Annotated in this window: 23 protein-coding genes; 10 read left to right on the top strand and 13 right to left on the bottom strand. The window is 69.2% G+C overall.

From position 1 onward, the window contains the following. Nucleotides 1–266 precede the first annotated feature (266 nt). The gene (locus H7F53_RS09400) at nucleotides 267–617 is read left to right on the top strand and encodes a TonB family protein (RefSeq protein ID WP_185679213.1); all 351 of its coding nucleotides are present in this window, start codon (nucleotides 267–269) and stop codon (nucleotides 615–617) included. A gap of 74 nt (nucleotides 618–691) precedes the next feature. Here H7F53_RS09400 and H7F53_RS09395 read toward each other — a convergent pair whose 3' ends face one another. Then, nucleotides 692–2,320 (bottom strand): alpha-D-glucose phosphate-specific phosphoglucomutase, encoded by a 1,629-nt coding sequence (locus H7F53_RS09395; protein WP_185679212.1) that lies wholly within the window; start codon nucleotides 2,318–2,320, stop codon nucleotides 692–694. A 196-nt stretch (nucleotides 2,321–2,516) separates the two neighbouring features. Between H7F53_RS09395 and H7F53_RS09390 the strand changes: the two genes are divergently transcribed. From H7F53_RS09390 to H7F53_RS09365, 6 genes are all read left to right on the top strand, one after another. Next, nucleotides 2,517–3,080: a YqgE/AlgH family protein gene (locus H7F53_RS09390; protein WP_246438787.1), complete on the top strand. Its 564-nt coding sequence runs from the start codon at nucleotides 2,517–2,519 to the stop codon at nucleotides 3,078–3,080. 101 nt (nucleotides 3,081–3,181) lie between these two features. Then, on the top strand, nucleotides 3,182–3,697 hold the full coding sequence (locus H7F53_RS09385; RefSeq protein WP_185679211.1) for an Mpo1 family 2-hydroxy fatty acid dioxygenase: 516 nt from the start codon (nucleotides 3,182–3,184) through the stop codon (nucleotides 3,695–3,697). A gap of 97 nt (nucleotides 3,698–3,794) precedes the next feature. Further along, nucleotides 3,795–5,108 carry an MFS transporter gene (locus H7F53_RS09380; RefSeq protein ID WP_185679210.1) on the top strand — a complete coding sequence of 438 codons (1,314 nt, stop codon included), beginning with the start codon at nucleotides 3,795–3,797 and terminating at the stop codon, nucleotides 5,106–5,108. A 124-nt stretch (nucleotides 5,109–5,232) separates the two neighbouring features. Then, complete coding sequence (locus H7F53_RS09375) at nucleotides 5,233–5,697, top strand: CopG family ribbon-helix-helix protein (protein WP_185679209.1); 465 nt, start codon at nucleotides 5,233–5,235, stop codon at nucleotides 5,695–5,697. A gap of 103 nt (nucleotides 5,698–5,800) precedes the next feature. Beyond that, on the top strand, nucleotides 5,801–6,250 hold the full coding sequence (locus H7F53_RS09370; RefSeq protein ID WP_185679208.1) for a cytochrome c: 450 nt from the start codon (nucleotides 5,801–5,803) through the stop codon (nucleotides 6,248–6,250). Between the two features lie 6 nt (nucleotides 6,251–6,256). Beyond that, nucleotides 6,257–6,979, top strand: coding sequence for a cytochrome b/b6 domain-containing protein (locus H7F53_RS09365; RefSeq protein WP_185679207.1), 723 nt, complete (start codon nucleotides 6,257–6,259; stop codon nucleotides 6,977–6,979). A 29-nt stretch (nucleotides 6,980–7,008) separates the two neighbouring features. Here the strand turns inward: H7F53_RS09365 and H7F53_RS09360 are convergent, their stop codons facing one another. Together H7F53_RS09360 and H7F53_RS09355 are read right to left on the bottom strand one after the other, a co-directional pair. After that, nucleotides 7,009–8,004 (bottom strand): winged helix DNA-binding protein, encoded by a 996-nt coding sequence (locus H7F53_RS09360; RefSeq protein ID WP_185679206.1) that lies wholly within the window; start codon nucleotides 8,002–8,004, stop codon nucleotides 7,009–7,011. A gap of 108 nt (nucleotides 8,005–8,112) precedes the next feature. Beyond that, nucleotides 8,113–9,402: an adenylosuccinate synthase gene (locus H7F53_RS09355; RefSeq protein ID WP_185679205.1), complete on the bottom strand. Its 1,290-nt coding sequence runs from the start codon at nucleotides 9,400–9,402 to the stop codon at nucleotides 8,113–8,115. 350 nt (nucleotides 9,403–9,752) lie between these two features. Here H7F53_RS09355 and H7F53_RS09350 point away from each other — a divergent pair, with 350 nt between their 5' ends. Further along, nucleotides 9,753–10,586 (top strand): alpha/beta hydrolase, encoded by an 834-nt coding sequence (locus H7F53_RS09350; RefSeq protein WP_246438792.1) that lies wholly within the window; start codon nucleotides 9,753–9,755, stop codon nucleotides 10,584–10,586. 44 nt (nucleotides 10,587–10,630) lie between these two features. Here H7F53_RS09350 and H7F53_RS09345 read toward each other — a convergent pair whose 3' ends face one another. Both H7F53_RS09345 and H7F53_RS09340 read right to left on the bottom strand, forming a co-directional pair. Then, nucleotides 10,631–11,752, bottom strand: coding sequence for an ATP phosphoribosyltransferase regulatory subunit (locus H7F53_RS09345; RefSeq protein ID WP_185679203.1), 1,122 nt, complete (start codon nucleotides 11,750–11,752; stop codon nucleotides 10,631–10,633). 238 nt (nucleotides 11,753–11,990) lie between these two features. Further along, nucleotides 11,991–12,614, bottom strand: coding sequence for a response regulator transcription factor (locus H7F53_RS09340; RefSeq protein WP_185679202.1), 624 nt, complete (start codon nucleotides 12,612–12,614; stop codon nucleotides 11,991–11,993). Nucleotides 12,615–13,074: 460 nt separating this feature from the next. On the opposite strand from H7F53_RS09340, the gene H7F53_RS09335 reads away from it, so the two are divergent. After that, nucleotides 13,075–13,539 carry a helix-turn-helix domain-containing protein gene (locus H7F53_RS09335; protein WP_185679201.1) on the top strand — a complete coding sequence of 155 codons (465 nt, stop codon included), beginning with the start codon at nucleotides 13,075–13,077 and terminating at the stop codon, nucleotides 13,537–13,539. A 121-nt stretch (nucleotides 13,540–13,660) separates the two neighbouring features. Here H7F53_RS09335 and serA read toward each other — a convergent pair whose 3' ends face one another. After that, on the bottom strand, nucleotides 13,661–15,247 hold the full coding sequence (gene serA, locus H7F53_RS09330; protein WP_185679200.1) for a phosphoglycerate dehydrogenase: 1,587 nt from the start codon (nucleotides 15,245–15,247) through the stop codon (nucleotides 13,661–13,663). 157 nt (nucleotides 15,248–15,404) lie between these two features. After that, nucleotides 15,405–16,532 carry a phosphoserine transaminase gene (locus H7F53_RS09325; RefSeq protein ID WP_185679199.1) on the bottom strand — a complete coding sequence of 376 codons (1,128 nt, stop codon included), beginning with the start codon at nucleotides 16,530–16,532 and terminating at the stop codon, nucleotides 15,405–15,407. A 383-nt stretch (nucleotides 16,533–16,915) separates the two neighbouring features. Between H7F53_RS09325 and H7F53_RS09320 the strand changes: the two genes are divergently transcribed. Then, on the top strand, nucleotides 16,916–17,572 hold the full coding sequence (locus H7F53_RS09320) for an extensin family protein (protein ID WP_185679198.1): 657 nt from the start codon (nucleotides 16,916–16,918) through the stop codon (nucleotides 17,570–17,572). A gap of 23 nt (nucleotides 17,573–17,595) precedes the next feature. On the opposite strand, the gene H7F53_RS09315 is transcribed toward H7F53_RS09320, so the two are convergent. The 6 genes from H7F53_RS09315 to H7F53_RS09290 all read right to left on the bottom strand — a co-directional run bounded on the left by H7F53_RS09315 (nucleotide 17,596) and on the right by H7F53_RS09290 (nucleotide 24,478). Next, nucleotides 17,596–18,336 (bottom strand): proteasome-type protease, encoded by a 741-nt coding sequence (locus tag H7F53_RS09315; protein WP_185679197.1) that lies wholly within the window; start codon nucleotides 18,334–18,336, stop codon nucleotides 17,596–17,598. An 80-nt stretch (nucleotides 18,337–18,416) separates the two neighbouring features. Continuing rightward, the gene (locus H7F53_RS09310) at nucleotides 18,417–19,232 is read right to left on the bottom strand and encodes a transglutaminase family protein (RefSeq protein ID WP_185679196.1); all 816 of its coding nucleotides are present in this window, start codon (nucleotides 19,230–19,232) and stop codon (nucleotides 18,417–18,419) included. Nucleotides 19,233–19,243: 11 nt separating this feature from the next. Then, nucleotides 19,244–20,188, bottom strand: a complete 945-nt coding sequence (locus H7F53_RS09305; RefSeq protein WP_185679195.1) for an alpha-E domain-containing protein — start codon at nucleotides 20,186–20,188, stop codon at nucleotides 19,244–19,246. 112 nt (nucleotides 20,189–20,300) lie between these two features. Beyond that, nucleotides 20,301–21,743: a circularly permuted type 2 ATP-grasp protein gene (locus tag H7F53_RS09300; RefSeq protein ID WP_185679194.1), complete on the bottom strand. Its 1,443-nt coding sequence runs from the start codon at nucleotides 21,741–21,743 to the stop codon at nucleotides 20,301–20,303. Nucleotides 21,744–21,833: 90 nt separating this feature from the next. Further along, nucleotides 21,834–23,624, bottom strand: coding sequence for a GGDEF domain-containing protein (locus H7F53_RS09295; RefSeq protein ID WP_185679193.1), 1,791 nt, complete (start codon nucleotides 23,622–23,624; stop codon nucleotides 21,834–21,836). 80 nt (nucleotides 23,625–23,704) lie between these two features. Further along, complete coding sequence (locus tag H7F53_RS09290; protein WP_185679192.1) at nucleotides 23,705–24,478, bottom strand: esterase/lipase family protein; 774 nt, start codon at nucleotides 24,476–24,478, stop codon at nucleotides 23,705–23,707. Nucleotides 24,479–24,488 lie beyond the last annotated feature (10 nt).

The raw sequence follows: 24,488 nt of genomic DNA, 5'->3' as shown, positions 1-24,488 counted from the left end.
GCCCGCCCGACCCCCCCGGCGCCCGCGGTGGTCAGCGCGCCGCCCGCCGCGGTGAGCCCGCCGGCCCCGCGCGCCGCCCCGGCGCCAGCCGCTGCGCCGGCCTTCGACGGTTCGGCCGCACTCCAGATCGACGACAGCGATTGGACCGAGTTCTGATTACGGGAGAATACTTTAGAACACAGTGATGTTTATTCACGACAAAGTTCAATCCGAAATCAACGTTACCGCGCTTAAGTAACCGCAACAGATCACAGAAAGGTGAGTTCATGATCAACAAGACCCTGCGCAATACCATTCTCGCCGTGGTGGCCACCGTTGCGGCCTCCGCTCCGGTGCTTGCCCAGTCGGCCGACTGGCAGCGCCAGGTCGCCCGGGTCATCGCGTCGAAGCAGACCTATCCGCGCACCGCTCAGATGCGCGGCGAGGAAGGCACGGTGAAGGTGAAGATCTACGTGGGTGCCAGCGGCGCGATCGAGCGCACTGAACTGGTCGCTCCGTCGGGGTCGAGCACGCTCGACCGCGAGGCCCTGGCCCTGCCGGCCCGTGTCGGGACCCTGCCGCCGCCCCCGGGCGGTCCGGCGGCGCTGACCGTGCCCATCACCTGGAAGCTGATGTAACCATCGGCGGGTCCGCTCAGGCTGACCCGGGGGGCTGGCGCAAGCCAGCCCCTTTTCGTGCCCGCTGCCGCGGCTCAGGTGATGACGCTGGGCTGGTCCATCCCGGTGAAGCGGGCGATCCCGGCCACCTCCTCGGCCGCTGCGACCAGTGGGGCCAGCGCCTCGGCCGTGGCTTGGGCGAGATCGCCGTCGGTCGCAACATAGCGCTCAAGATAGACCCGCAGAGTGGCCCCTTCGGTCCCGGTGCCCGACAGACGGAAGACCATGCGCGACCCGTCGGCAAAACCGATCCGCACCCCCTGCCGGGCACTCACCGACCCGTCGGTAGGATCGGTGTAGGCGAAGTCGTCGGCACTGGCCACGGCGCCGGCGGCAGTGGCCCGGCCGGGCAAGGTGGCAAGGCTGCCCCGCAGCGCCGCCATCAGCGCATCGGCGCGATCGGTGGCGATGGCCTCGTAGTCGTGCCGTGCATAGTAGTTGCGACCATAGCGCGCCCAGTGCTCGGCCATCACCTGGGTCACCGGCTGGCGCCGCACCGCAAGGATGTTGAGCCACAGCAGCACGGCCCAGAGCCCGTCCTTTTCGCGCACATGGTCGGAGCCGGTCCCGGCGCTCTCCTCGCCGCAGATCGTCGCGAGGCCGGCGTCGAGCAGGTTGCCGAAGAACTTCCAACCGGTCGGTGTCTCGAAAAGCGGAATGCCGAGCGCGGCGGCGACGCGGTCAGCCGCGGCGCTGGTTGGCATCGAACGGGCAATGCCCTTCAGGCCGCGGGCATAGCCCGGGGCGAGATGGGCATTGGCGGCCAGCACGGCGAGCGAATCCGAGGGGGTCACGTACTGGTGCTGCCCGATGATGAGGTTGCGGTCGCCGTCCCCGTCCGACGCTGCACCGAAGTCGGGCGCGTCGGGACCCATCATCAGATCGTAAAGATCGCGCGCGTGGACCAGGTTGGGATCGGGATGCTGATGCCCGAAATCCGGCAGGGGGGTGCCGTTCACCACGGTCCCGGCCGGAGCCCCGAGGCGGCGCTCGAGAATCTCATGGGCATAGGGCCCGGTCACCGCATGCATCGCGTCGAAGCGCATGCGGAACCCGCCTGCGAACAACGCGCGGATCGCGGCGAAATCGAACAGCCCCGCCATCAGCTCGGCATAGTCGGCGACCGGATCGATCACCTCGACCACCAGATCGCCCAGCCGCCGCGTGCCCAGGCTATCGATATCGACGTCCGCCGCCTCGATCGTACGGTAGCGGTCGATCACCAGGCTGCGCGCGTGGACCGCCTCGGTCACGCTCTCCGGCGCAGGACCGCCGTTGGCGATGTTGTACTTGATCCCGAAGTCCTCATCGGGGCCGCCGGGATTGTGGCTGGCCGACAGCACCAGCCCGCCGAGGGCCCCGTACTTGCGGATCACATGGCTGGCCGCAGGGGTGGAGAGGATCCCGCCCTGGCCAACCAGCACCCGGGCGAAGCCGTTGGCCGCCGCCATGCGGATCGCCACCTGGATCACCTCGCGGTTGAGAAAGCGGCCGTCCCCGCCAATGATCAGCGTGGCGCCCTCCTTGCCGGCGATCACGTCAAACACCGACTGGATGAAGTTCTCGGCATAGTGGGGCTGCTGGAACACCCGCACTTTCTTGCGCAGACCCGAGGTGCCGGGCTTCTGGTCGGCGAACGGCCGGGTCGATACTTCGCGGATCACGCACATCCCCTTGCTGACAGCGCGGCCGCTGCAGTGCCGCTGTGGTCTTGCTGCGCCAGCCGGCGCGTCGGTGCAACGGCCAATTGCCAGGATGATGCCACAACGGCCCGGCCGGCAACATGAACCGCCCCGTGCTAAGGCCCATCAGACACGGATTGCGGTTCCGCTTGGCGCGGGGATCGCCTAGTCTGGAAGGATGACCACCCCCGCCCAGTTCCTGTCGGGTCGGATCCTGCTGGCCCTGCCCGGGATGTTCGATCCCCGTTTCGCCCAGGCGGTGATCGCGATGTGCGTGCACGATGATAACGGCGCGCTCGGCATCGCCGTGGGCCGGCTCCATGACAGCCTGCGCTTTCGTGCCGTGCTGGAGGAGGCGGGCATCGCTCCGGGTGTGGCGCCCGATGCACCGGTGCATCTGGGCGGGCCGGTGGAACCGCAGCGCGGGTTCGTGCTGCACTCGCCCGATTGGGGCGGGCACGGGACGATCCACGTTGGGAGCCACTGGGCGCTATCCTTCTCGACCGACGTGCTGCGCGCCATCGCCGAGGGCCGCGGCCCCACCCAGTGGCTGTTCGCGCTTGGCTATGCCGGCTGGGGCGCGGGGCAGCTTGAGGGCGAACTGCGCCAGCATGGCTGGCACGCCGCGGCCGCCCATCCCGCACTGCTGTTCGACACGCCGGCTGCGGGACGGTGGAAGGCGGTGTGGCGGGCCGAGGGGATCGACCCGGCGCTGCTCGCCAGCGAGACAGGACGGGCCTGACGCACGCGGCAGGGAGAAGACACAAGGGACAAGGCACAAGGCCTCTTGGCAAGTCCAGGCATCCGGGCTTATGAACATGAGTGTCAGCAAGGAGATGCTCAATGACGCCCCTCGCCGCCCGGCTGTCGGCCTATGGTGACTATCACCGCGATCCGCGCAACGTGGCGACCCATCTGGTCGGCATCCCACTGATCGTGGTCGCCGTCGGCGTGCTCGCCTCGCGGCCGCTCCTGCCGCTTGGCGATGGGCTGACGCTGACCCCGGCGATGCTGATCGCGCTGGCGGCAAGCCTCTACTACCTGTGGCTGGACAGGGGTTTCGGCATCGTGATGGCCACGCTGATGGCGCTCAACGTCTGGCTGGGACTGCAGGCCGCGCGGCTCGATACCCCGGTCTGGTTCGGCCTGGGGCTGGGGCTTTTCGTGGTCGGCTGGGCGTTCCAGTTCCTTGGCCACCACTACGAGGGCCGCAAGCCGGCCTTCCTCGACGATCTCAGCGGACTGATCATCGGCCCCCTGTTCGTGGCCGCAGAAGTCTCGGTGCGGCTGGGCCTGCGCCGCGAGCTGAAGGCTGCGCTGGGCGGGCCACCCCCGCGGGACAGCCGCGTCACGACTTGAACCGCCGCGCATAGGCCATGCGCAAAAACCGCCATGCACTTTGCAGCGCTTGCCGCTAGGCTGGGGACCGGACCGACCGGAGGGGACCCCGCGCAGCATGGCCGAAACCACCGCTTCATCGCCTGTCCCGTCTACCCCGGGCACCGCAGAGCGGCTGCGTTCGATCATCGGTGGTTCGATCGGCAACATGGTCGAGTGGTTCGACTGGTACGTCTACGCCGCCTTCACACTCTATTTCGCCCCGCACTTCTTTCCGGCGGAAGACCGCACCGCGCAGCTGCTCGGCGCGGCCGCGGTGTTCGCTGTCGGATTCCTGATGCGCCCGATCGGGGCCTGGGTCATGGGCGTCTATGCCGACCGCCACGGGCGCAAGGCCGGTCTGACCCTGTCGGTCACCCTGATGTGCACCGGATCGCTGATCATCGCGCTGACCCCGGACTATGCCGCGATCGGCCTTGGTGCGCCGCTACTCCTGCTGATCGCGCGGCTGCTCCAGGGGCTGTCGGTTGGCGGCGAATATGGTGCCAGCGCAACCTATCTGTCGGAAATGGCCGGACGCGAGAGCCGGGGGTTCTGGTCGTCGTTCCAGTACGTCACGCTGATCTCCGGACAGCTGCTCGCGATCCTGCTGCTGATCGCACTGCAGGCGGTGCTCAGCGAGGCGCAGCTTGACGCCTGGGGTTGGCGCATCCCCTTCGCACTGGGCGCGGTCCTGGCGCTGGTGGTGTTCCGCATCCGCCGGGGCCTTGCCGAAACCGCGAGTTATGCCGAGGCCAAGGCCAGCGCGGCGCCGCGCTCGGGTCTGCTGCTGCTGTTCCGCGAACACCCGCGCGAGGCGCTGCTGGTGATGGCGCTGACCGCGGGCGGTACGCTCGCGTTCTATGCCTACTCGATCTACATGCAGAAGTTCCTGGTCAACACCAGCGGGTTCAGCCGCGAGACGGCCAGCACGATCAACGCGGTGACGCTGACCGGCTTTATGCTGCTGCAGCCGGTTGCCGGTGCCCTGTCCGACCGGATCGGGCGCAAGCCGCTGATGATCGGTTTCGGCCTGGCCGGCACGCTGTGCACCTGGCCGATCTTCTCGACCCTGGCGACCACGCGCGATCCGCTCGTCGCCGGAGTGCTGGTGATGGCAGCACTGGTGATCGTCACCGGCTACACCGCAATCAACGCCGTAGTGAAGGCCGAGCTGTTTCCCGCCCATGTCCGTGCGCTGGGGGTGGCCCTGCCCTATGCTCTGGCCAACACCCTGTTCGGCGGGACGGCCGAATATGTCGCGCTGCGGTTCAAGCAGTCCGGCTGGGAGCAGGGCTTCTATGCCTATGTCACCGCGATGTGCGCGCTCAGCCTGGCAACCTACCTCGGCATGCGCGAAACCCGGGACGAGAGCCTGATCCGCGAACCCTGAGGAGCGCCGCCACAGCCGAGCAGAGGGTGCTGCCCCAGGCCTTCGCCATACTACGTACATGGCCCGGAGCCGCTCTGGCCGACACTGGCGGCCTATCCATCGTCACGCGGGGCAACGTGCAACCATGGCATCACCGGTCGATTCCACGCCTTCGCTGGTCCGGCTCAGCATCAGCCTGCCAGCCGAGCTGTTTACCCGGCTCGAAGCCATGGTGGGGGAACGTGCCGTGCCCAACCGGTCGCAGATGATCGCCGAACTGATCCGCGCCGAACTGGCCGAGCATGCCGCGCGCGAACGGCCGGACACCACGCTGGCAGGGACCATCACCTTGGTTCACGATGCGGATTCCGGGCGGGTGCGGCAGGCGCTGGCCGAATGCCAGCAGGGCTACCTCGCCGAGATCATCGCCAGCCAGCACCTCTTCCTCGCCGATGACCGCGCGCTGGAAGTGCTGCTGGTCCAGGGCACGGCGCAGCGGCTGCACGGCCTGTGCGACGCACTGCGCCAGGTGCGCGGCACGCAGGAATGCCGGCTGGTGACCACCCTGGCCCGACGTGCCGAGCCGGGTCCCCCCGAGCGACCGGCGTGACCCGCGCTGCCGGGTTGCTACAAGCTGCGACAAGCGGCGCATTGACCGCGCTGCCCGGTTCGGCAAAACAGGTGGTCGACATCCCGTTCGTCGGAGGACTGCCGTGACCCTTGCCAAATCCGCCCTGATCGTCGCCCTGTTGGCTCCCGCCGTGGCGCTTGCCGCCTCGCCCGCGATCTACAAGGCGCGGCACGACAACTTCGAGGCGATGGGTCGGGCGATGAAGGGCACGGCCGATTCGTTCAAGTCGGGCAGCCCCGACATCGCGCTGATCCGCGCCAATGCCGCCGTGCTCGCCGCCGCCGCGCCCAAGGTGACCAAGATGTTCCCCAAGGGCACCGGGGTCGAGGGCAACCCGAAGAGCGAGGCCCTGCCCGCGATCTGGCAAAAGCCGGCCGAGTTCGCCGCCGCCAACAAGCGGCTGGTCGATGCCACTGTAGCGTTCAAGGCCGCTGCCGCCGGTGGCGACATGGCCGCTGTCCAGGCCGCCTTCGGCGCGGTCGGCGGATCGTGCAAGAACTGCCACGAGACCTTCCGCAAGCCGCGCGGGTAAGTCCGGATGAGCCTGGCGGGTGTGACGGCCACGCGCTTGTGGGACCTGCCCGTGCGGCTGGTCCACTGGAGCTTCGTGGTTCTTCTCGTGGCCTTGTGGCTCAGTGCCGAGAACGGCGCGATCGGCCTGCACAAGACGCTGGGCCTGATCATGCTGGGGCTGGTGGTGTTCCGGCTGCTGTGGGGCTTCGTCGGCAGCTCCACCGCGCGCTTTGCCGGCTTCGTCCGCGGTCCCGGGCGCGTGCTGGCCTATCTGCGCGGGCTCCGCGATCCCGGACAGGCGCCGGTGGTCGGACACAACCCGCTTGGCGGGTGGAGCGTGCTGGGCCTGCTCGGCGTGCTCGCGGTCCAGGTCGCACTCGGGCTGGTCAGCCAGGATACCGACGGGATCGAATCCGGCCCGCTCAACCATCTGGTCTCCTACGACACCGCCGAACTGGCGCGTGAGCTGCATGAGCTGCTGTTCAATGGCCTGCTGTTGCTGGTCGCGATCCATCTGGCGGCGATCGTGTTCTACCGGGTGGTCAAGCGCGACAACCTGATCACCCCGATGATCACCGGGCGGCGCCAGTTCGCCGTACCGATCGAGGCACCGCAGATCGCGCCGTGGTGGCGCGCGGTGCTCTGCGCCGCCCTGGCCGCGGCACTGGCCTGGTGGGTCTCGCTTGGCGCGCCCAAGCCCGGCCAGAAGCCGCCGGCCCAGCAGATGGACGCGTCCGAGTACATGTAGGCAGGCCCGGCGGCTGCGGTGACGCGCCGTCAGGCTACCAGCCCGCGATCCTCGCTGATGGCCGCGAAGTAGGCGGCCATGCCGCCGGCGGCACGGTCAGTCAGGTCGATGAAGGCGCGGCGGCGGTCGGCGGGATCGTCGATCCGCACGAACAGGCCCTGTTCGGTCATCTGGGCGATCCAGCGCAGCGCGGTCGTGGCGGGCACGCCGGCGGCGATGCACAGCGAGGTGACCGAGACCCGTTTGCCCTCACCGCGGGCCGCAGTGAGGTCAAGCAGCATGTCCCAGGCGGGATCGGCGAACAGGTCGGGCCCGAAGAACCCTGCACGCTGCTGGCGCTGGCGCAGGATCTGCCGCACGCGCTGCGGTGCGGGCAGCGGGGCCGCCGCGCGGCGCCCGGCCGGCAACCAGGGCTGGTCCGCCCCCCGAAAAGCCAGCGCCGGTGCCTTGAGCCGGTCGCCCGCGCCGCCGGCGCCATCCTCCTCGAGTCGGTCGAGCCGGGCAGCCAGCCGGCTCACCTGATCGGACAGGCGCAGCAGCAGCCGGCGATCGGCCTCGGCCAGTTCGCGCAGCTGTTCACGGCCGGACAGCGCGAGGGCCCGGCCGAGCGCAAGCGCGAAGTCGGCCGAGGTGGGATCGACCAGCAGCTGCGGCTGCGACAGGTCGAGGCAGCCGAACACGTCGTCGAGCGCGGCGAGCTGGGTGGCGACGATCAGCTGGGTGCCGCGCTCGTGCGCGACCAGATCCTGCCGGGTCAGGGCGGCTAGGCTGGCCGGGCCTGGCACCGGGCAATCAATGAGGACCACCGCCGCCGAACTGGCCCGGCCCTTCGCGGCGAAGGCCTCGAGCGAGCCGGTCTCGACCACGCGGTAGCCGCTGGCCAGCGCATCCTCGCGGACCTGCTGGCGCAGGTGCGGCCGGTCGATGTAGACCGCCAGCGTCACCGTCGCGGCCCCGTCGGCGGCATAGGGGGGACGGGGCGGTTCGGAGCCGGCGGGAGCGGACGCGGGTGGGGAATCGGGCACGCTGCAGTTCCAGAGCCAGACGCGTCCCTGGCCGGACCATCGCCCGCGATCCGGCGAGGGTCAATCCGTCCGCGCTACCCCAATCGGGCGCAGTCTAACCCGGTCGGCTCAGTCCTCGAACGGATCGCGCACGAGGATCGTGTCCTCGCGTTCGGGGCTGGTCGAGACCAGCGCCACCGGCGTCTCGATCAGCTCCTGCACGCGCTGGATGTACTTGATCGCCTGGGCCGGCAGATCGGCCCACGAGCGCGCCCCTGCGGTGGTCCCGCTCCAGCCTTCCATATCCTCGTAGATCGGCTCGACCTCGGCCTGGTCGGCGGCATGGCTGGGGAAGTAGTCGAGGATCTTGCCGCGCAGGCGGTAGCCGGTGCAGATCCGCACCGTCTCGAACCCGTCGAGCACGTCGAGCTTGGTCAGGGCGATCCCGGTCACCCCGGAAATCGCGCAGGACTGACGGACCAGCACCGCGTCGAACCAGCCGCAGCGCCGCTTGCGCCCGGTGACCGTGCCGAATTCATGGCCGCGTTCGCCGAGCCGCTGGCCGGTGGCGTCCTCAAGCTCGGTCGGGAACGGGCCAGAGCCCACGCGGGTGGTGTAGGCCTTGACGATGCCCAGCACGAAGCCGGTGGCATTGGGGCCGAGCCCGGAGCCCGAGGCAGCCGTGCCCGACACGGTGTTCGACGAGGTGACAAACGGATAGGTGCCGTGATCAACGTCGAGCAGCACGCCCTGGGCCCCCTCGAACAGGATCCGCGCGCCGGCCTTGCGGACCTTCTTGAGACGCTTCCACACCGGCTGGGCATACTGCAGCACGAAGGGGGCAATCTCCTTCAGCTCGGCCAGCAGCGCGGCCCGATCGACCGGCGGCTGGCCGAAGCCGGCGCGCAGCGCGTCGTGGTGGGCGCAGAGCCGGTCGAGCTGGGCATCGAGCGCGTCGAGATGGGCAAGATCGCAGACGCGGATCGCGCGGCGGCCGACCTTGTCCTCGTAGGCCGGGCCGATCCCACGCCCGGTGGTGCCGATCTTGCCGGCCCCCGCGGCGGTCTCGCGCAGGGCGTCGAGATCACGGTGCAGCGGCAGGATCAGCGGGCAGTTGTCGGCAATCGCGAAGTTCTCGGTGTTGATTTCGACACCCTGGCCCTCGAGCTTGGCGATCTCGGCCTTGAGGTGCCACGGATCGAGCACCACGCCGTTGCCGATGATCGAGAGCGTACCGGTGACGATCCCCGACGGCAGGAGCGAGAGCTTGTAGGTCTGGTCACCCACCACCAGCGTGTGCCCGGCATTGTGGCCGCCCTGGAAGCGCACCACGGCATCGGCGCGGCTGGCCAGCCAGTCGACGATCTTGCCCTTGCCCTCATCGCCCCACTGGGCGCCGATCACGGTAACGTTGGCCATGGCTATACTCCTCCACCCTGCCTCGGTGGATCCGGTGACGCCCTTCGACAGGACTCGGCGAAACGGATGGTCTGGTGGGGCTGCGGCGAACCCCGCTGTGCGGTGCGCGCACTAGGGGGGCCGAGCGGGCCGAGTCAAGGCACCGCGGCCGAGCAGCCCGGCTTTTCACCGTCCGTTCAGACGCTCCGGCGAATCATGGCGCCCTGGACGGGAGACAGCACATGAGGAAATCCGCAATTCTGGGTCTGGGCGGCCTGGCCGTGATCGCCACCGCCATGGGCACGACCATCGCCGACGCGCGCGAGGGGTCGCTGCGCGAGATGCTACGCCAGCGCATTGCCGAACGGCGCATGGGCGCCGGTGGCCGCACCCAGGCGCCCCAGGCTGGACGGCCGCAGACCATCTCCTATGGCGCGGACCCGCTGCAGGTCCTGGACTTCTGGCCAGCACAGACCGCCGGCGGGGCGACCCGCACAGGCGCTCCGCTGATCGTCTTTGTCCACGGCGGCGGCTGGAAGCGCGGCAGCAAGGACAATGCCACCGGCGGCTGGAAGCAGGTGCACTACCCGGGTCTCGGCTATGCCTATGCCTCGATCAACTACCGGCTGGTGCCGCAGGCCACGGTGGAGCAGCAGGGGGCCGATGTCGCCGCGGCGCTGAAGGCCCTCCTCGACCGGGCCCCGCAACTCGGCATCGACCCGCGCCGGGTGGTGCTGATGGGCCATAGCGCGGGAGCCCACCTGGTTGCGCTGGTCGGGACCGACGAACAGTACCTGCGCGGTGCCGGGCTGTCGTTCCGCGACGTAGCGGGGGTCGTGCCGATCGACGGAGCCGCCTATGACGTGCCGCGCCAGATCGCCGAGGGCGGACGGTTCATGCAGGACACCTATGCGCAGGCCTTCGGCACGGACCCGGCCCGCCAGCAGGCGCTGTCACCCACCTTGCAGGCCATGGCGCCGAATGCCCCGGCCTTCCTGTTGCTTCATGTCCAGCGGCAGGACGGCGTCGCCCAGGCCAAGCAACTCGAGGCCGCGCTGCGCCGGGGGGGCACGACGGTGGAGCGGCGCGACTTCCCAGGGCAAGGTTTGCAGGGCCATGCCGAGATCAACCGCAGTTTGGGTGACCCGGCCTATGCCGCGACGCCGGTGGTCGATACCTGGCTCAAGCAGGTGTTCGGGGCCTAGTCTCAGGCTGCGGGACCTTGTCCCGCCGGTCCGGGCGCCGTCCCTTAGAGCCGGACCGCCTCATGTCCGTCGAGCCGGTGGGTGCAGCCAAGCCGACCGGCATCGTCGGTGGCGTCCAGCGCCGCCACGGTGCGCCAGCCAATCGCGCGCAACCGGGCCGCGGTCTCGGCATCGTGACCCAGCGGGAGGAACAGCAGGTCACGCGGCGGCTCGGCGCTGGCCAGCGCGTCGATCAGCGGATCTGGATAGAGCGAAAACCCGGTGGCCGGCTCGCTTGCCCCGTCCTGGCCGAGGATGGCATAGGTTCCGCCGCGGCCCAGCGCGCCCCGCAAACCCTCGGCATAGAGCGTGAAGCCGAACCACGACTGATACTCGAAGCCGTGACGCTCCGATGGATCGAGCGTGATCCGCGCGGCCCCGCCGACCCGCGCGGCGATCGCGCGGAGCCCGGCGATCCGGCTCGTCAGCACGCCCCCGGCATCGAACCGTGCCAGCCGCTCGATCGCCTGGTCGAACGGGCCGATCGCCTCGAGCAGGGGCAGATAGGCGCGCCCGCCCGCCGCGACGAGGCCGCCGGCGTCCTTTGCGTCAAGCTCGCGGCGGACCGCCTCGACCACTTCGGGCGTGAGCGGCAGCGCTGCGGCGGCCAGGGTGTCGACCAGGTCGGGCAGGGTGAAATCGACCGAGATGCCACTGGCGCCCGCGGCCTGCACCGCCTCGATGGCGAGAGCGACGATCTCGCCGGCAGCGGCAAGGCTGTCGGCACCGATCAGCTCGGCGCCCAGCTGCAGCCGCTCCCGCGCGGGATCGAGCCCGTCGCCCTTGATCGTCAGCACCTGCCCGGCATAGGCGAGGCGCAGCGGGCGCGGCGCGGCGGCCAGCCGGCTGGCCGCGATCCGGCCGACCTGCACGGTGATGTCGGAGCGGATCGCCATCATCCGCAGGCTGGCGGGATCGACGAACCGGAACATGCGGCGGGGCTGCACGCCGGCCATGCGGCTGGCCATCGACTGCTCGAACTCGATCGTCGGGGTCTGGACCCGGCTGTAGCCATGGCCGTCCATCACGTCGAGCACGGCGCGGGTCACGCGGGCGGCCGTCGCAGCGGCGGCGGGCAGGCGGTCCTCGAGCCCCTCGGGCAGCAGGTCACGGTCGGTCTGGGTCATGACGCGGCGGCCTTACGCCCGGCGCGGCAGGGTGGAAAGGGTTTTTGCGCGGGTCCCATCACGCCCCGGCGCCGGCGCGTTAACCCGATGGTAACCACTGACTCCGTAGATACCCCCTAGTAGTTCTCCCTAGCGGGGAAACGGAAGCCTTCCGGCTTGACCGAATGAGCCCCTCGGGGACTCGCTACGGTCCCTGCCGAGCGCTTCCGTGCACCCGCGGGGAGGACTGCACCAGGGTTCAGGCCGCCAGCGCGGGAGTGGTGCCGGGCAGCGAGGCCTCGATGGCGATCCGGATCGCCTCGGCGGTGTGGTTGGCGCCGAGCTTGGCCAGCATGTTGGCGCGATGGATCTCCACCGTGCGCGGGCTGATCGCCAGGGTCTCGCCGATCTTGCGGTTGGAAAGACCGCAGGCCACGGCTTCAAGCACTTCGCGTTCGCGCCGGGTCAGACGCTCGAGCCGGCTGCGGGCCACGGCCTCGCGCAGCTTGCCGGTGCTCATCAGGCGGGCGCGGTCACCCGCGTCGAGCAAGGCATGGCGCAGTTCGTCCCGGCCCAGCGGCCAGGGCAGGTAGTCGATCGCGCCGGTCAGCACGGCCATGGCCACCTGGCGCGGATCGGGCTGCTCGGCATAGCAGATGCAGGGCAGCCAATTGCCGGTGCGGGCCATGTAGGCCACCACCAGGTTGAGCGCCACGCCATCGTCATGGATCAGGAGCACCCCGTTGGACGGCCAGTGGGCGATCAGGTCTTCGGCCCCGTCGAAGGGCTCAACGTGGATTTCCGAGCCCGCGAGATCATGCGAAACCGCAGCGCGGCGACGGTAGTCGGTGTCGACAAGGACGAGCTTAGTGATCCCGGACATAGTTAATGCGAACCCCCGCTTGGTCTTAATGGTTACGCCGGGAGACCGATTTGGAGCTCCAGACCTAAGCAGGATCGCGTAAAACGGATACGAAAATCCGTAAGCCGATCTAGGGGAACTTCCGGAGTTGCTCCGTAGAGTCCCAGAACCGCGGATTTCCGAATGCAGACGTTTGAAATCGCTGCGTTTTGGCAGTCGGCTTGGGAACCATCTGGTCCCTCGGACCACCTGCGGGCCGGGATGCGGACAGCCTCAACCGACTTGGCGAAGGAACGCGGTTAATCGTCCTGAGCCGAATCACGCTGGCAGATTCATCGTACCGCCCGTGCCGGCGCGCGGTTCGCGGACCGAGGTCAGATGCAGCAGAAATGCATTTTTCTTCACCTTGACCTGCGTCAAGGCGCTTGCATTCCGGACAGCCCATGGCAAGGGCCGGACATCGACAGAAGGGTCGCACCAAATGTCACTGCCAGGGAACAACCCGCAAGTCGGCGAGCCGGCGAGCGATGCCATCCGGACCATGCTTCACGCCATGGTCGACCAGCTTCTCGCCGAGCGTCGGCGCGACCAGACCGAACAGGCTGCGGATCTGCGCGAAGTGGCGCGGGCGGTCTACCAGACCCGCCGCGCGCGCAACAAGATCCTCCCGCGCGAGCTGCTGGGCGAACCGGCCTGGGACATCCTGCTCGACCTCTACGGCAACGACGCCGATCAGCGCGGCGCGAGCACCAAGCGCGTGTGCCTGGCCGCCGACGTGCCCTATTCCACGGCGTGGCGGTGCCTCGCTGCACTCGAGGCCGATGGGCTGGTCGAACGCTTCGGCGACAATCTGGACGCCCGGCGCCAGCTCGTCCGCCTGACCGAACGGGGCGAGGCGGCGGTGCGCCAGTGTGTCGGCGTCGCAGCGGGCCTGGCCCTCTGCTGACTGGCTCCTGCTGACTGGCCCCTGCTGACTGGCCCGGTCGGATCGGCAAGACAGACACCGGAACGACAGCGGGCGCGGAGCCGAGGCCCCGCGCCCGCCGCGCCGTGTCCGGTCGCCCGGCTCAGGCGAACTTCAGCGCCTTGACCCGCTTGACGCCGGGCAGGCTGCGCGCCTGATCGACCACCGCGGCGGGCACCGGGCTGTCGACCGAGAGCAGCAGCACCGCTTCGCCACCGGCGTTCCGGCGCCCGAGGTTGAACGTGCCGATGTTGATCGCGTTCTCGCCCAGCAGGGTGCCGATCCGTCCGATGAAGCCGGGGGCATCCTCGTTGACGACATAGACCATGTCGCCGGTCAGCTCCGCCTCGACCTTGATGCCGAACAGTTCGACCAGCCGCGGTTCGGCGTTCGAGAACAGCGTGCCGGCGACCGAGCGTTCGCCGTCGGTGGTCTTGACCGAAACGCGCACCAGGGTGTGGTAGTCGCCGGTCTTCTCGGTCTTGACGTCGCGCACTTCCATCCCGCGCTCCTTGGCCAGGAACGGGGCGTTGACCATGTTGACCGTGTCGGACTGGGTGCGCAGGAACCCGGCCAGCACGGCGGCGATGATCGGCTTGGAGTTGAGCTCGGCCGCGGCGCCTTCGGTATGGATCGAGATGCGCGGGATCGCCCCGGTGGTCAGCTGGCCGACCAGTGAGCCGAGCTTTTCGGCCAGGGCCATGTAGGGCCGCAGCTTGGGCGCCTCCTCGGCGCTGAGCGAGGGCATGTTGAGCGCATTGGTCACCCCGCCGTTGACCAGATAGTCGGCCATCTGCTCGGCCACCTGCAGCGCCACGTTGACCTGGGCCTCGGTGGTGCTGGCACCAAGGTGCGGGGTGCAGATGAAGTTCGGGGTGCCGAACAGCGGCGAGTCCTTGGCCGGCTCGGTCTCGAACACGTCGAGCGCGGCGCCCGCCACCTGGCCGCTGTCAAGCGCGTCCTTCAGCGCCGCCTCGTCGATCAGGCCGCCGCGTGCGCAGTTGATGATCCGCACGCCCTTCTTCGCCTTGGCGAGGTTCTCGCGGCTGAGGATGTTGCGCGTCTCGTTGGTCAGCGGGGTGTGCAGGGTGATGAAGTCGGCCTTGCCCAGCAGGGTGTCGAGATCGGCCTTCTCCACGCCCATCTCGATCGCGCGCTCGGGGGTCAGGAACGGATCATAGGCGACCACCTTCATGCGCAGGCCCTGCGCCCGCGCCGCGACGATCGAGCCGATGTTGCCGGCACCGATCAGGCCCAGCGTCTTGCCGGTCACCTCGACCCCCATGAACCCGTTCTTGGGCCACAGTCCCGCTTGGGTCTGGGTGTTCGCCTCGGGGATCTGGCGGGCCAGCGCGAACATCATCGCGATGGCGTGCTCGGCCGTGGTGATCGAGTTGCCGAACGGGGTGTTCATCACCACCACGCCCTTCGAGCTGGCATAGGGGATATCGACATTGTCGACCCCGATCCCGGCGCGGCCGATGACCTTGAGGTTGGTCGCGGCATCGAGGATCGCCGGGGTGACCTTGGTCGACGAGCGGATGGCCAGGCCATCGTACTGGCCGATCCGGGCGATCAGTTGCTCCGGCGTCTCGCCGGTGATGACATCGACGTCGCAGCCCATCTCGGTGAAGATGCGGGCGGCGTTGGGGTCCATCTTGTCGGAAATGAGGACTTTGGGCTTGGTCATGGTGCTTGTCCTTGGTCGTCCCGGCGAGCGGGATCCGGAATCGGGGAATGGAAGGATGGCGTCGTCCCGGGCCTGACCCGGGACCGCTGACCCGCTTCGACGCAACCTTGCGCGGATCCGGCCAGCGGTCCCGGCTTTCGCCGGGACGACGAGTGGCTCAGCCCGCCTTGGCGGTGGCGTAGGCCCAGTCGAGCCAGGGGCCGAGGTCCTGGATGTCCTCGACGTTCACCGTGGCGCCGCACCAGATGCGCAGGCCCGGAGGCGCGTCGCGATAGCCGGCAACGTCATAGGCCGCGCCCTGCTTTTCGAGCAGCCCGGCGAAGGTCTTGATGAAGTCGGCGTCGGCACCCTCGACCGCGAGGCAGACCGAGGTCTTCGACCGGATCGCCGGATCGGCGCAGAGGTGGGAAAGCCAGGACCGCTCCGCAACGATCGCGTCAAGCGCGGCGGCGTTGGCGTCGCTGCGGGCCTGCAGGCCCTTGAGCCCGCCCAGGCCCTTGGCCCATTCGAGCGCGAAGATCGCGTCCTCCACCGCCAGCATCGACGGGGTGTTGATCGTCTCGCCCTTGAACACGCCCTCGGCCAGCTTGCCCTTGCTCACCAGGCGGAACACCTTGGGGAGCGGCCAGGCAGGAGTGTAGGTCTCGAGCCGCTCGACCGCGCGGGGGCCGAGGATCAGGACGCCGTGGCCGCCCTCGCCGCCCAGCACCTTCTGCCATGAGAAGGTGGCGACATCGATCTTGTCCCAATCGATATCGTAGGCGAAGACCGCCGAGGTGGCATCGGCGAAGGACAGACCTTCGCGGTCGGCCGGGATGAAATCGGCGTTCGGCACGCGCACGCCCGAAGTGGTCCCGTTCCAGGTGAACAGCACGTCGTGCGACCAGTCGATCGCAGACAGGTCGGGAATCTGGCCGTAGTCGGCACGCAGAATGGTCGGATCGAGCTTGAGCTGCTTGGCCGCGTCGGTGACCCAGCCCTCGCCGAAGCTCTCCCACGCCAGCGTGGTGACGGGGCGCGCGCCCAGCATGGTCCACATCGCCATCTCGAAGGCACCCGTGTCGGACCCGGGGACGATGCCGATGCGGTGGGTGTCGGGCAGCTGGAGCACTTCGCGCATCAGGTCGATGCAATACTGCAGGCGCGACTTGCCGATCTTGGCGCGGTGCGAGCGGCCCAGCGATTCGATGGCGAGCTTGTCGGGAGCATATCCGGGCGGCTTGGCGCAGGGCCCGGACGAAAAGAACGGACGCGCGGGTTTGCGCGCCGGCAGTTGTGCAGTCATGTAGTCTCTCCTTGCAGAGAGCACGCGCGGCGTTGGGACCGCGTGGCCCGTCGGCCGCTCTAGTGGCAAGCGGCGCCAAGTCAACAAGGTTCGGCTGAGGGGGAATGCTTAAGGCGCGTGACCGGGTCCACGAATGGCAGCGGATGGCCGGTACGGGTGGGGAGCGGACGTACGTCGCGGGGGCGGATGGAGCAGCCGCCCATTGTCTGATCAACTCAAAGACCTTCGTCATACCAGCGAAGGCTGGCATCGTTCGCGGCGAGGCGAGAGATCCCAGCCTTTGCTGGGATGACGGGTGTTGGGCGAAAGCGACAGTTCGACTGCGTCTGGCCAAACGCGCACCCACCTTGCCATGCCCGGCGCACCTGCGCGATACTGCAGCGATGCGCCGCGCTGTGGCCCTGCTTCTCCTCACCCTCCTTGCCGCCTGCGGCGCCGTGCCCGAGGGACGGCAGCAGGCTGCGCCGCGGCGCTCGCCGCTGGTCTACGCCGCCCATCCCGAAGCGCGGGCCTGCCTCGCCAATCTCGGCCGCAGCAGCGTGGGCTTCACCCCCCTGCCCGACCAGTACTACGGCGCCGGCTGTTCGACCCGCAACGCGGTGCGCCTCTCCACCCTGACCAGCGACACCGCGCAACTGTCGGTCAGCAACCTCGGGCCGGTGGCCTGCCCGCTGGCCACCACTTTCGCCGCCTGGGCGCGCTATGGGGTCGACCGGGCGGCGCGGCAGATCCTGGGCAGCCCGCTGGCGCGGATCGAGACCATGGGCAGCTACAACTGCCGCACCGTGGCGGGGACCGACCGGCTGAGCGCGCATGCCCGCGCCGAGGCGATCGACGTCTCCGCCTTCGTGCTCGAGAACGGCCGCCGCATCACGGTGCTGGGCGACTGGACCGGCGGCGACAACCAGGCCCGGGCCTTCCTCCAGACGGTCCATGCCAGCGCCTGCAAACGCTTCGGAACGACCCTGGGACCGGCCTACAACGGGGCGCACCGCGACCACTTGCATCTGGAGCTGAGCGGCCGGGCCTTCTGCCGCTAGCCGCCATCGCCGCCGGGCTTGTCCTACTCGTCGAACGCATAGTCCGGCAGCGAGTGGAACGCCCGCTTGAGCGCCTCGCCCCAGCCCGAACTGATCTTCTGGAAATAGGCATCGGCGGCGGTGACGCGCTTGGCGTGGAGCGGGGCGAAGCCGTCCTTCTCGATCACCAGCAGATCAAGCGGCAGGCCGACCGAGAGGTTGGCCTTGAGCGTCGAATCGAAGCTGACCATCATCAGCTTGACCGCGTCCTCGAAGCTCATCGCCTTGTCGTAGCCGCGCAGCAGGATCGGGCGGCCGTACTTGGTCTCGCCGATCTGGAAGAACGGCGTGTCGTAGCTGGCCTCGATGAAGTTGCCTTCCGGGTAGATCAGGAACAGCCGCGGCTCCATGCCGCGGATCTGGCCGGCGACGATCATCGAGGCGGTGAACCGGCCCTGCGCCTCCTCGCCGTTGAAGTTCTCGCGCTCGCGGATGGTGTCGTTCAGCAGCTTGCCGACGATCTGCGCCACCTGGAACATGGTCTCGGCCTCGAGCAGCGAGTTTTGCCGCTCCTGCGGGGCCTTGGTCCGCTCTTCCAAGAGGCTGATCACGTACTGGGTGGTCGCCAGGTTGCCCGCGGTCATGATCGCGATCATCCGTTCGCCCGGCACCTGCCAGTGGAACATCTTGCGGAACACCGAAATGTTGTCGACGCCCGAATTGGTGCGGGTATCGCTCATCAGCACGAGCCCACGATCGAGCATCATGCCTACGCAGTACGTCATGTCCGGCCCCGTCCGTTGTTGTGCCGCGCGGTCCTGGCCGCGCGGGGCGGCAGGGCGCGATTCGTCCCCCTGATCGACCGCTATTGTTGAACGGCCTGCTGCTCCACCGCAAGGCTGACCGACAGCGATGACGCCGTCTGCCCCCAGGTGATCCCGGTCACCGGCGCCGCCTCGGCATAGTCGCGCCCAGAGGCGACGCGGACATACCGGGCATCCGGACTGATCCCGTTGGACACGTCGAAGCCGACCCAGCCGAGCCCGTCGACATGGGCCTCGGCCCAGCCGTGCCCGGCGTCCTGCTCGGTGCGGCCCTCGATCAGCAGGTAGCCGCTGACGTAGCGCGCGGGAAAACCCAGCAGCCGGGCCGCGCCGATGAAGATGTGGGCATGGTCCTGGCAGACCCCCCGCCCCGCGGCGAGCGCCTCCTCGGCGCTGGTCCCGACATCGGTGTGCCCGGGAGCATAGGTGACCGCGCCCAGCACCGCCTGCGACAGGCTGTGGAGCTGGGCCAGCCGATCGTCCCCGACGGCGGCGAGCGGGGCGGCCAGCGCCTTGAGCCGCGCGCCGGGCCGGGTCAGCGGCGACTGGCACTGGAAGGCCCACAGCGGCAGCCGGCCATTGTGGCGCCCGACCACGCCGGCGCGGTCGGCCGTATCGACCACGCCCTCGCAGGCGATCACCAGCTCGGTCGTGCCGGGCAGGATCGAGGCGAGCGTGACATGGTTGGCGTTGTGGTCGTCATAGACCACCTCGACCCGCGCGCCGGTCAGCTCCATCCGCCAGGCCCGCACCGACTGGCCATGGTTCTCCTTGGGCGAGAGCCGCAGCCGCTGCAGCCCCTGGGCCAGGGGCGTGTCGAAGCGGTAGTGGGTCTCGTGGCGAACGGCGAGGCGCATCGGCCCTCCCCTCAATCGGTGAAGCGGTAATCCTGCGCGATCGCGTTGGCGACGTCGATGTTGCAGGCGATGAAGTCGACGATGAACTCGTGCAGGCCGGATTCGACGATCTGCTCGATCGTGGTCTGATGCAGCCGCGCACCGGCATTGCGCAGCAGCTCGTGCGCGTGGGTCTCCTCGCCATAGGCACGGGCCAGGCTGGCCAGGTTGCTGCGCAGCTTTTCATAGCAGAAGGCCAGGCTGCGCGGGAACCGGCCGTCAAGGATCAGGAAAGCCGCGATCCCGCGCGCATCCATCCCGCCGGCATTGAGCCAGCGATAGGCGCGGTCGCCCGCCACCGAGCGCAGCACCGTTTCCCACTGCACGTGATCGAGGCTCGAACCGACCCAGGCCACCGAGGGCAGCAGCACGTGATACTTCACGTCGAGGATCCGCGCGGTGTTGTCGGCGCGCTCGAGGAAGGTGCCGATCCGCGCGAAATTGAAGATGTCGTTGCGCAGCATGGTGCCATCCATCGCCCCGCGCACATAGGTCGCCTGGCGGCGGATCGTGCCGAGCACCTCGCCGAGATTGGTCTCGCGCGCCGGCCGGGCCAGCATGTCGCGCAGGGTCATCCACGATTCATTGGTGGCTTCCCAGACCTCGCGGGTGATCGCCGTACGGACCATCCGGGCATTGGTCCGCGCGCCTTCGATCATCGCCAGCACGGAGCCGGGATTGTCCTTGTCGCGCAGGATGAAATTGCACACCTGCGGCCCGGTGAAGTCGCTGCGCCGCGCGGCATAGGCCTGCTCCAGCCCCATCGTGACCAGCACCGAACGCCATTCCTCGGCCGAGGCGGAATCGCCGCGGGTCAGCGCCATGCGGAAACCCGCGTCGAGCAGCCGCGCGGTGTTCTCGGCGCGCTCGAGATAGCGGAACATCCAGAAGATGCCGTTGGCGGACCGTCCCAGCATCAGCGCGCCTCCATCGGAGTGGCCTGGCTCCGACCCGTCAGTTTCCCGTCATCCTGAACTCGTTTCAGGATGACGAAAAGCGCGCGCTGGACGTGTGGTGCGAAGATCATCGTCAATCCTCCAGCACCCAGGAATCCTTGGTCCCGCCGCCCTGCGACGAGTTGACCACCAGGCTGCCCTTCTTGAGCGCCACGCGGGTCAGGCCGCCGGGGGTGATGTCCACCCCGTTGGGGCTGACCAGCACGAAGGGCCGCAGATCGACATGGCGCGGGGCGAGGCCGGCCTTGGTGAAGATCGGGCAGGTCGACAGCGAGAGCGTGGGCTGGGCAATGTAGTTGTCGGGCCGCGCGCGCAGCTTGGCGGCGAAGGCGGCGATCTCCTTGCGGCTCGAGGTCGGGCCGATCAGCATGCCGTAGCCGCCCGAGCCGTGAACCTCCTTGACTACCAGCTCGGCGAGGTTGTCGAGCACGTACTGCAGCGACTCCGGCTCGGAGCAGCGCCAGGTCGGCACGTTCTGCAGCAGCGGCTTCTCGCCGGTGTAGAACTCGACGATCTCGGGCATGAAACTGTAGATCGCCTTGTCGTCGGCGATCCCGGTGCCGGGCGCGTTGGCGATGGTGATCCCGCCGGCGCGGTAGACGTCCATGATGCCCGGCACGCCCAGCGCCGAATCGGGATTGAACGTCAGCGGATCGAGATACTCGTCGTCGACCCGGCGGTAGAGCACGTCGATCGGCTGCCAGCCGCGGGTGGTGCGCATCGCGATGCGCCCGCCCACCACGCGCAGGTCGCTGCCCTCGACCAGCTCGGCGCCCATCTGGTCGGCGAGGAAGGCATGCTCGAAATAGGCCGAGTTGTAGACCCCCGGGGTGAGCACCGCCACGGTCGGCCGCTCCCCGGCCGAGAACTGCGCGGCCGGCGGGGTGCAGGCCGCGAGGCTGCGGGCCAGGCGGCGCGGATAGTCGCTCACCGGGCGGACCCGCACCTGGGTGAACAGCTCGGGGAACATGGCCATCATCGTCTCGCGGTTCTCCAGCATGTAGGAGACCCCGGAGGGCGTGCGGGCATTGTCCTCGAGCACCATGAAATCGTCCGGGCCGGTGCGGACCAGGTCGATCCCGACGATGTGGGTATAGACCCCGCCGGGCGGGACGAAGCCGGCCATCACCGGCAGGTAGGCGGCGTTCTCGCGCAGCAGCCGCTCGGGCAGCTTGCCGGCGCGGACGATCTCCTGGCGGTGGTAGACGTCATGGAGGAAGGCGTTGAGCGCGCGGACGCGCTGTTCGATGCCGCGCGACAGGCGGCGCCATTCGGCCGCGGTGATGATCCGCGGGACCATGTCGAAGGGGATCAGGCGTTCTTCCCCGGCATCGTCGCCATAGACGTTGAAGGTGATCCCGGTGCGGCGGAAGAAACCTTCCGCCTCGGCCGCCTGCTTGCGCAGCCAGCCCTGATCCTGGCCGCGGTACCATGCGTCGTAGCCGGCGTAGGCGGCCCTGACCTCTCCATCAGGGCCGAACATCTCGTCATACTGCGCCGTCTGGACTGCTGGCATAGACCCCCGCTTTGCCCAAGGTCTGCACGATCCCCCGGGCTTTGCCAAGAGGGGTCATGCTGCAGCTGCGAACGACGCCGTTCGGCCCGGTCAGGCCACCGCGCTGCGAGCGCTGCCGGGGGTGGCCGGCAGGACCGGCGGCAGAGCATGGACGGCGCGGTTGCGACCCTCGCTTTTGGCCTGGTAGAGCGCAGCGTCGGCGCGGCGGTACAGCTCGCGCCAGTCGTCCTCGCCGCGCACCGGTCCCTCGGCCATGCCGATGCTGACCGTGACCCGGACCTCGCCGGCCATGGCGGTGGCGCGGATGTCGGCAAGGATGCCGAGGGCCACGGCCTCGGACAGGGTCTCGGCCGCGCCGACCAGCGCGAACTCCTCGCCGCCAATCCGTGCGACGCTGGCGTTGAGATCGGCGCGAATCGCGAGCACCTCGGCAACGCCCCGCAGCACCTCGTCCCCGACCAGATGCCCGAAGCGGTCATTGACCGCCTTGAACTGGTCGATGTCCACCAGCAGCAGGCGCAGCGCCCCGGGACTGCGCCAGGCGATCAGCTGTTCAAGCAGGGCGCGGCGGTTGAGCAACCCGGTCAGCGCGTCGATGTTGGCCAGCTGGCGCGCGGCGCGCTCGTCGGCGCGGGCACGGTCGCGATCCTCGGTGATCAGCTTGATCCGGAAGGACATGGCCAGCGAAGAGAGCAGCGCCTCGATGCTCATCCCGATCACCAGGGCGTACTGGACCAAGGGGCTGAAGCCGATCAGGTTGAAGGCATGGGCGATGCGCAGCAGCGTCATCAGCAAGGGCAGAACCCAGGCGATCGCGAGCACACGGATCGAGCGGCTGCCGCGGCGCCAGGCGATGACCGTCAGCGCCAGCACGATGGCTGGCAGCGGGACAAAGCTGAACGCATAGGCCCGGTCGGCGAGATGACGCCAGCCCGGCGGGGCGAAGGCCACCGCAAGGCCCAGCAGGACATAGACGATGCCGAACTGCCGCGCGCTCTGGCGCAGCCACCTCGGCAGGCATTGGGGTTCGATGAAATCGGTGATGAACTGAAGCGAAAGCGCCGAGACGAAGCCGAGCAGAAGGTAGCTGGTGGCCAGCCGTTGGGTGTGGGCCACGGTCGGCACGAGCTGGACCATCGCCGCCGAATTCACCCAGACGTAGGCCAGCATGGCGAGCAGCGAGAGACAGTAGGTCAGCTGGAACCGCTCGCGGATCGTCAGCCACAGCACGATGTTGTAGCACAGCAGGCCGAACCCGAGACCTCCGAAGGCGGCCAGCGCGGCGACGGCCAGCAGCTCCTGGCCATGCAGGGCGGCGGTGTCGAGCACCTGGGGATCGCCGAGCAGGCCCGAGGCGTTGAGCGCGCCGTCGAGCCGGACCAGCACATCGCGCACCTCGCCGCCACCGGGGCTGTCGAGCGGGACGCCGAGCATCGCGCCGAAGCCGAGCTGGCGGGACAGGGCCGCATCGTCGTAGGTGCGGGCATGGATGTGGCCGCGGTCGTCACGGGTGATCACCGCGAGGCTTTGCTGCCAGTGCGGCACGAAACGGAACTGGCGCGGCTGGCCCTTGGCCGCCGGGGCCGCCGCGCCGGGCGGCAGGACGTAATGGACCCAGTAGGATCCGGGGCCCCAGTCGGACGTCGGACGCACGCAATCGAAGCGGGCCGGCGCGGCCAGAACGCGGGCGGGCGTATCGCCGGGCTGGACCGGCGCCACGCAACCCGCCAGCCGCAGCACCGGGCGCTCGACGGTTGCGGCACGAGCAGGATGGCCCCCGCACAACGCCAGCACCAGCAACGCCAGCAGCGCCCAGGCGCCACCGGGCGTCGCCCATTGCGCCCGCACGGCGGCAAGTGACTGATGAAACGGGCGCAGCATCGATCATGGGGCTGCCAGCAAATCGATAAGATATGTTTAGCCGGCGGAGAGAATTCGTCCGGGTGGTACCGGCTCCCTGCCTACCCGGGCGAGCCGTTCGCCTGATCGGGAGCCAGGCTGTCCAGCACCACCAGCACCGTGGCGATCGCCTCGGGCGAGGCGGCAAAGCCAAGATGGCTGCAGCGCAGGGCGATGGCCGCATCGCGCTCGCCCGGCCAGCCGCAGGCGCTGCGCGGGGCGACGATCCCGTCGCGCGGGCTCCACAGCGCCACGGTCGGCACCGGTGGCTTGACCGCGAAATCGCCCTTGATCGGGGGATCGTCGACCGGATGGCCGGTGACCAGCTGATAGGCGCGCCAGGCATTGTTGGCGCGGCGATCGCCCGAGAACGGCGAACCCATGGTGATCACCATGGCGACGGCAGCGGGGCGCTGCTTGGCCAGCTCGCGCGCGAACAGGCCGCCGAGGCTCCAGCCGACCAGCGTCAGCGGCGCGGCCTGTTCGTGGGCCAGGCGGGTGATCCGGGCGAGCAGAAAGGCGAAGTTCTCGGGGGTGGGGCCGAGGTTGAAGCCCAGCCCCCAGTCGAACACGCTGTGCCCGGCGCGCTCGAGCGCCTCGGCCATCGGCCGCATCCGCGCGGGATGGGCGCCGAAGCCCGGGAGCAACATGACCGGACCCGGCTGCCGGGCGACGTGATGGACCAGCGCCTTGTGCCGCGCCCCGAACAGCACCGCCAGCTCGCGCCAGAGCAGCCGCGCCGGCGGAGTGCGGACCCCGGCGGGGCGCTGCTGGCGCACCAGTTCGGCGCGGCGGCGCAGGCTTGCGGGGAGCAGAGGAGGAACCGGCAGCGGCATCCCTGGCGTC

This window comes from Novosphingobium piscinae (genome assembly GCF_014230355.1).
GTDB classification, from domain to species: Bacteria; Pseudomonadota; Alphaproteobacteria; order Sphingomonadales; family Sphingomonadaceae; genus Novosphingobium; species Novosphingobium piscinae.
This window is presented reverse-complemented; position numbering and strand designations above follow the sequence as displayed.

Excerpts from the sequence above, each read along its gene's own strand:
- H7F53_RS09400 (WP_185679213.1), top strand. The coding sequence starts at position 267 with ATGATCAACAAGACCCTGCGCAATACCATTCTCGCCGTGGTGGCCACC.
- H7F53_RS09390 (WP_246438787.1), top strand. The coding sequence starts at position 2,517 with ATGACCACCCCCGCCCAGTTCCTGTCGGGTCGGATCCTGCTGGCCCTG.
- H7F53_RS09385 (WP_185679211.1), top strand. The coding sequence starts at position 3,182 with ATGACGCCCCTCGCCGCCCGGCTGTCGGCCTATGGTGACTATCACCGC.
- H7F53_RS09380 (WP_185679210.1), top strand. The coding sequence starts at position 3,795 with ATGGCCGAAACCACCGCTTCATCGCCTGTCCCGTCTACCCCGGGCACC.
- H7F53_RS09375 (WP_185679209.1), top strand. The coding sequence starts at position 5,233 with ATGGCATCACCGGTCGATTCCACGCCTTCGCTGGTCCGGCTCAGCATC.
- H7F53_RS09365 (WP_185679207.1), top strand. The coding sequence starts at position 6,257 with ATGAGCCTGGCGGGTGTGACGGCCACGCGCTTGTGGGACCTGCCCGTG.
- H7F53_RS09355 (WP_185679205.1), bottom strand. The coding sequence starts at position 9,402 with ATGGCCAACGTTACCGTGATCGGCGCCCAGTGGGGCGATGAGGGCAAG.
- H7F53_RS09350 (WP_246438792.1), top strand. The coding sequence starts at position 9,753 with ATGGGCGCCGGTGGCCGCACCCAGGCGCCCCAGGCTGGACGGCCGCAG.
- H7F53_RS09345 (WP_185679203.1), bottom strand. The coding sequence starts at position 11,752 with ATGACCCAGACCGACCGTGACCTGCTGCCCGAGGGGCTCGAGGACCGC.
- H7F53_RS09340 (WP_185679202.1), bottom strand. The coding sequence starts at position 12,614 with ATGTCCGGGATCACTAAGCTCGTCCTTGTCGACACCGACTACCGTCGC.
- H7F53_RS09335 (WP_185679201.1), top strand. The coding sequence starts at position 13,075 with ATGTCACTGCCAGGGAACAACCCGCAAGTCGGCGAGCCGGCGAGCGAT.
- serA (WP_185679200.1), bottom strand. The coding sequence starts at position 15,247 with ATGACCAAGCCCAAAGTCCTCATTTCCGACAAGATGGACCCCAACGCC.
- H7F53_RS09325 (WP_185679199.1), bottom strand. The coding sequence starts at position 16,532 with ATGACTGCACAACTGCCGGCGCGCAAACCCGCGCGTCCGTTCTTTTCG.
- H7F53_RS09320 (WP_185679198.1), top strand. The coding sequence starts at position 16,916 with ATGCGCCGCGCTGTGGCCCTGCTTCTCCTCACCCTCCTTGCCGCCTGC.
- H7F53_RS09315 (WP_185679197.1), bottom strand. The coding sequence starts at position 18,336 with ATGACGTACTGCGTAGGCATGATGCTCGATCGTGGGCTCGTGCTGATG.
- H7F53_RS09310 (WP_185679196.1), bottom strand. The coding sequence starts at position 19,232 with ATGCGCCTCGCCGTTCGCCACGAGACCCACTACCGCTTCGACACGCCC.
- H7F53_RS09305 (WP_185679195.1), bottom strand. The coding sequence starts at position 20,188 with ATGCTGGGACGGTCCGCCAACGGCATCTTCTGGATGTTCCGCTATCTC.
- H7F53_RS09300 (WP_185679194.1), bottom strand. The coding sequence starts at position 21,743 with ATGCCAGCAGTCCAGACGGCGCAGTATGACGAGATGTTCGGCCCTGAT.
- H7F53_RS09295 (WP_185679193.1), bottom strand. The coding sequence starts at position 23,624 with ATGCTGCGCCCGTTTCATCAGTCACTTGCCGCCGTGCGGGCGCAATGG.
- H7F53_RS09290 (WP_185679192.1), bottom strand. The coding sequence starts at position 24,478 with ATGCCGCTGCCGGTTCCTCCTCTGCTCCCCGCAAGCCTGCGCCGCCGC.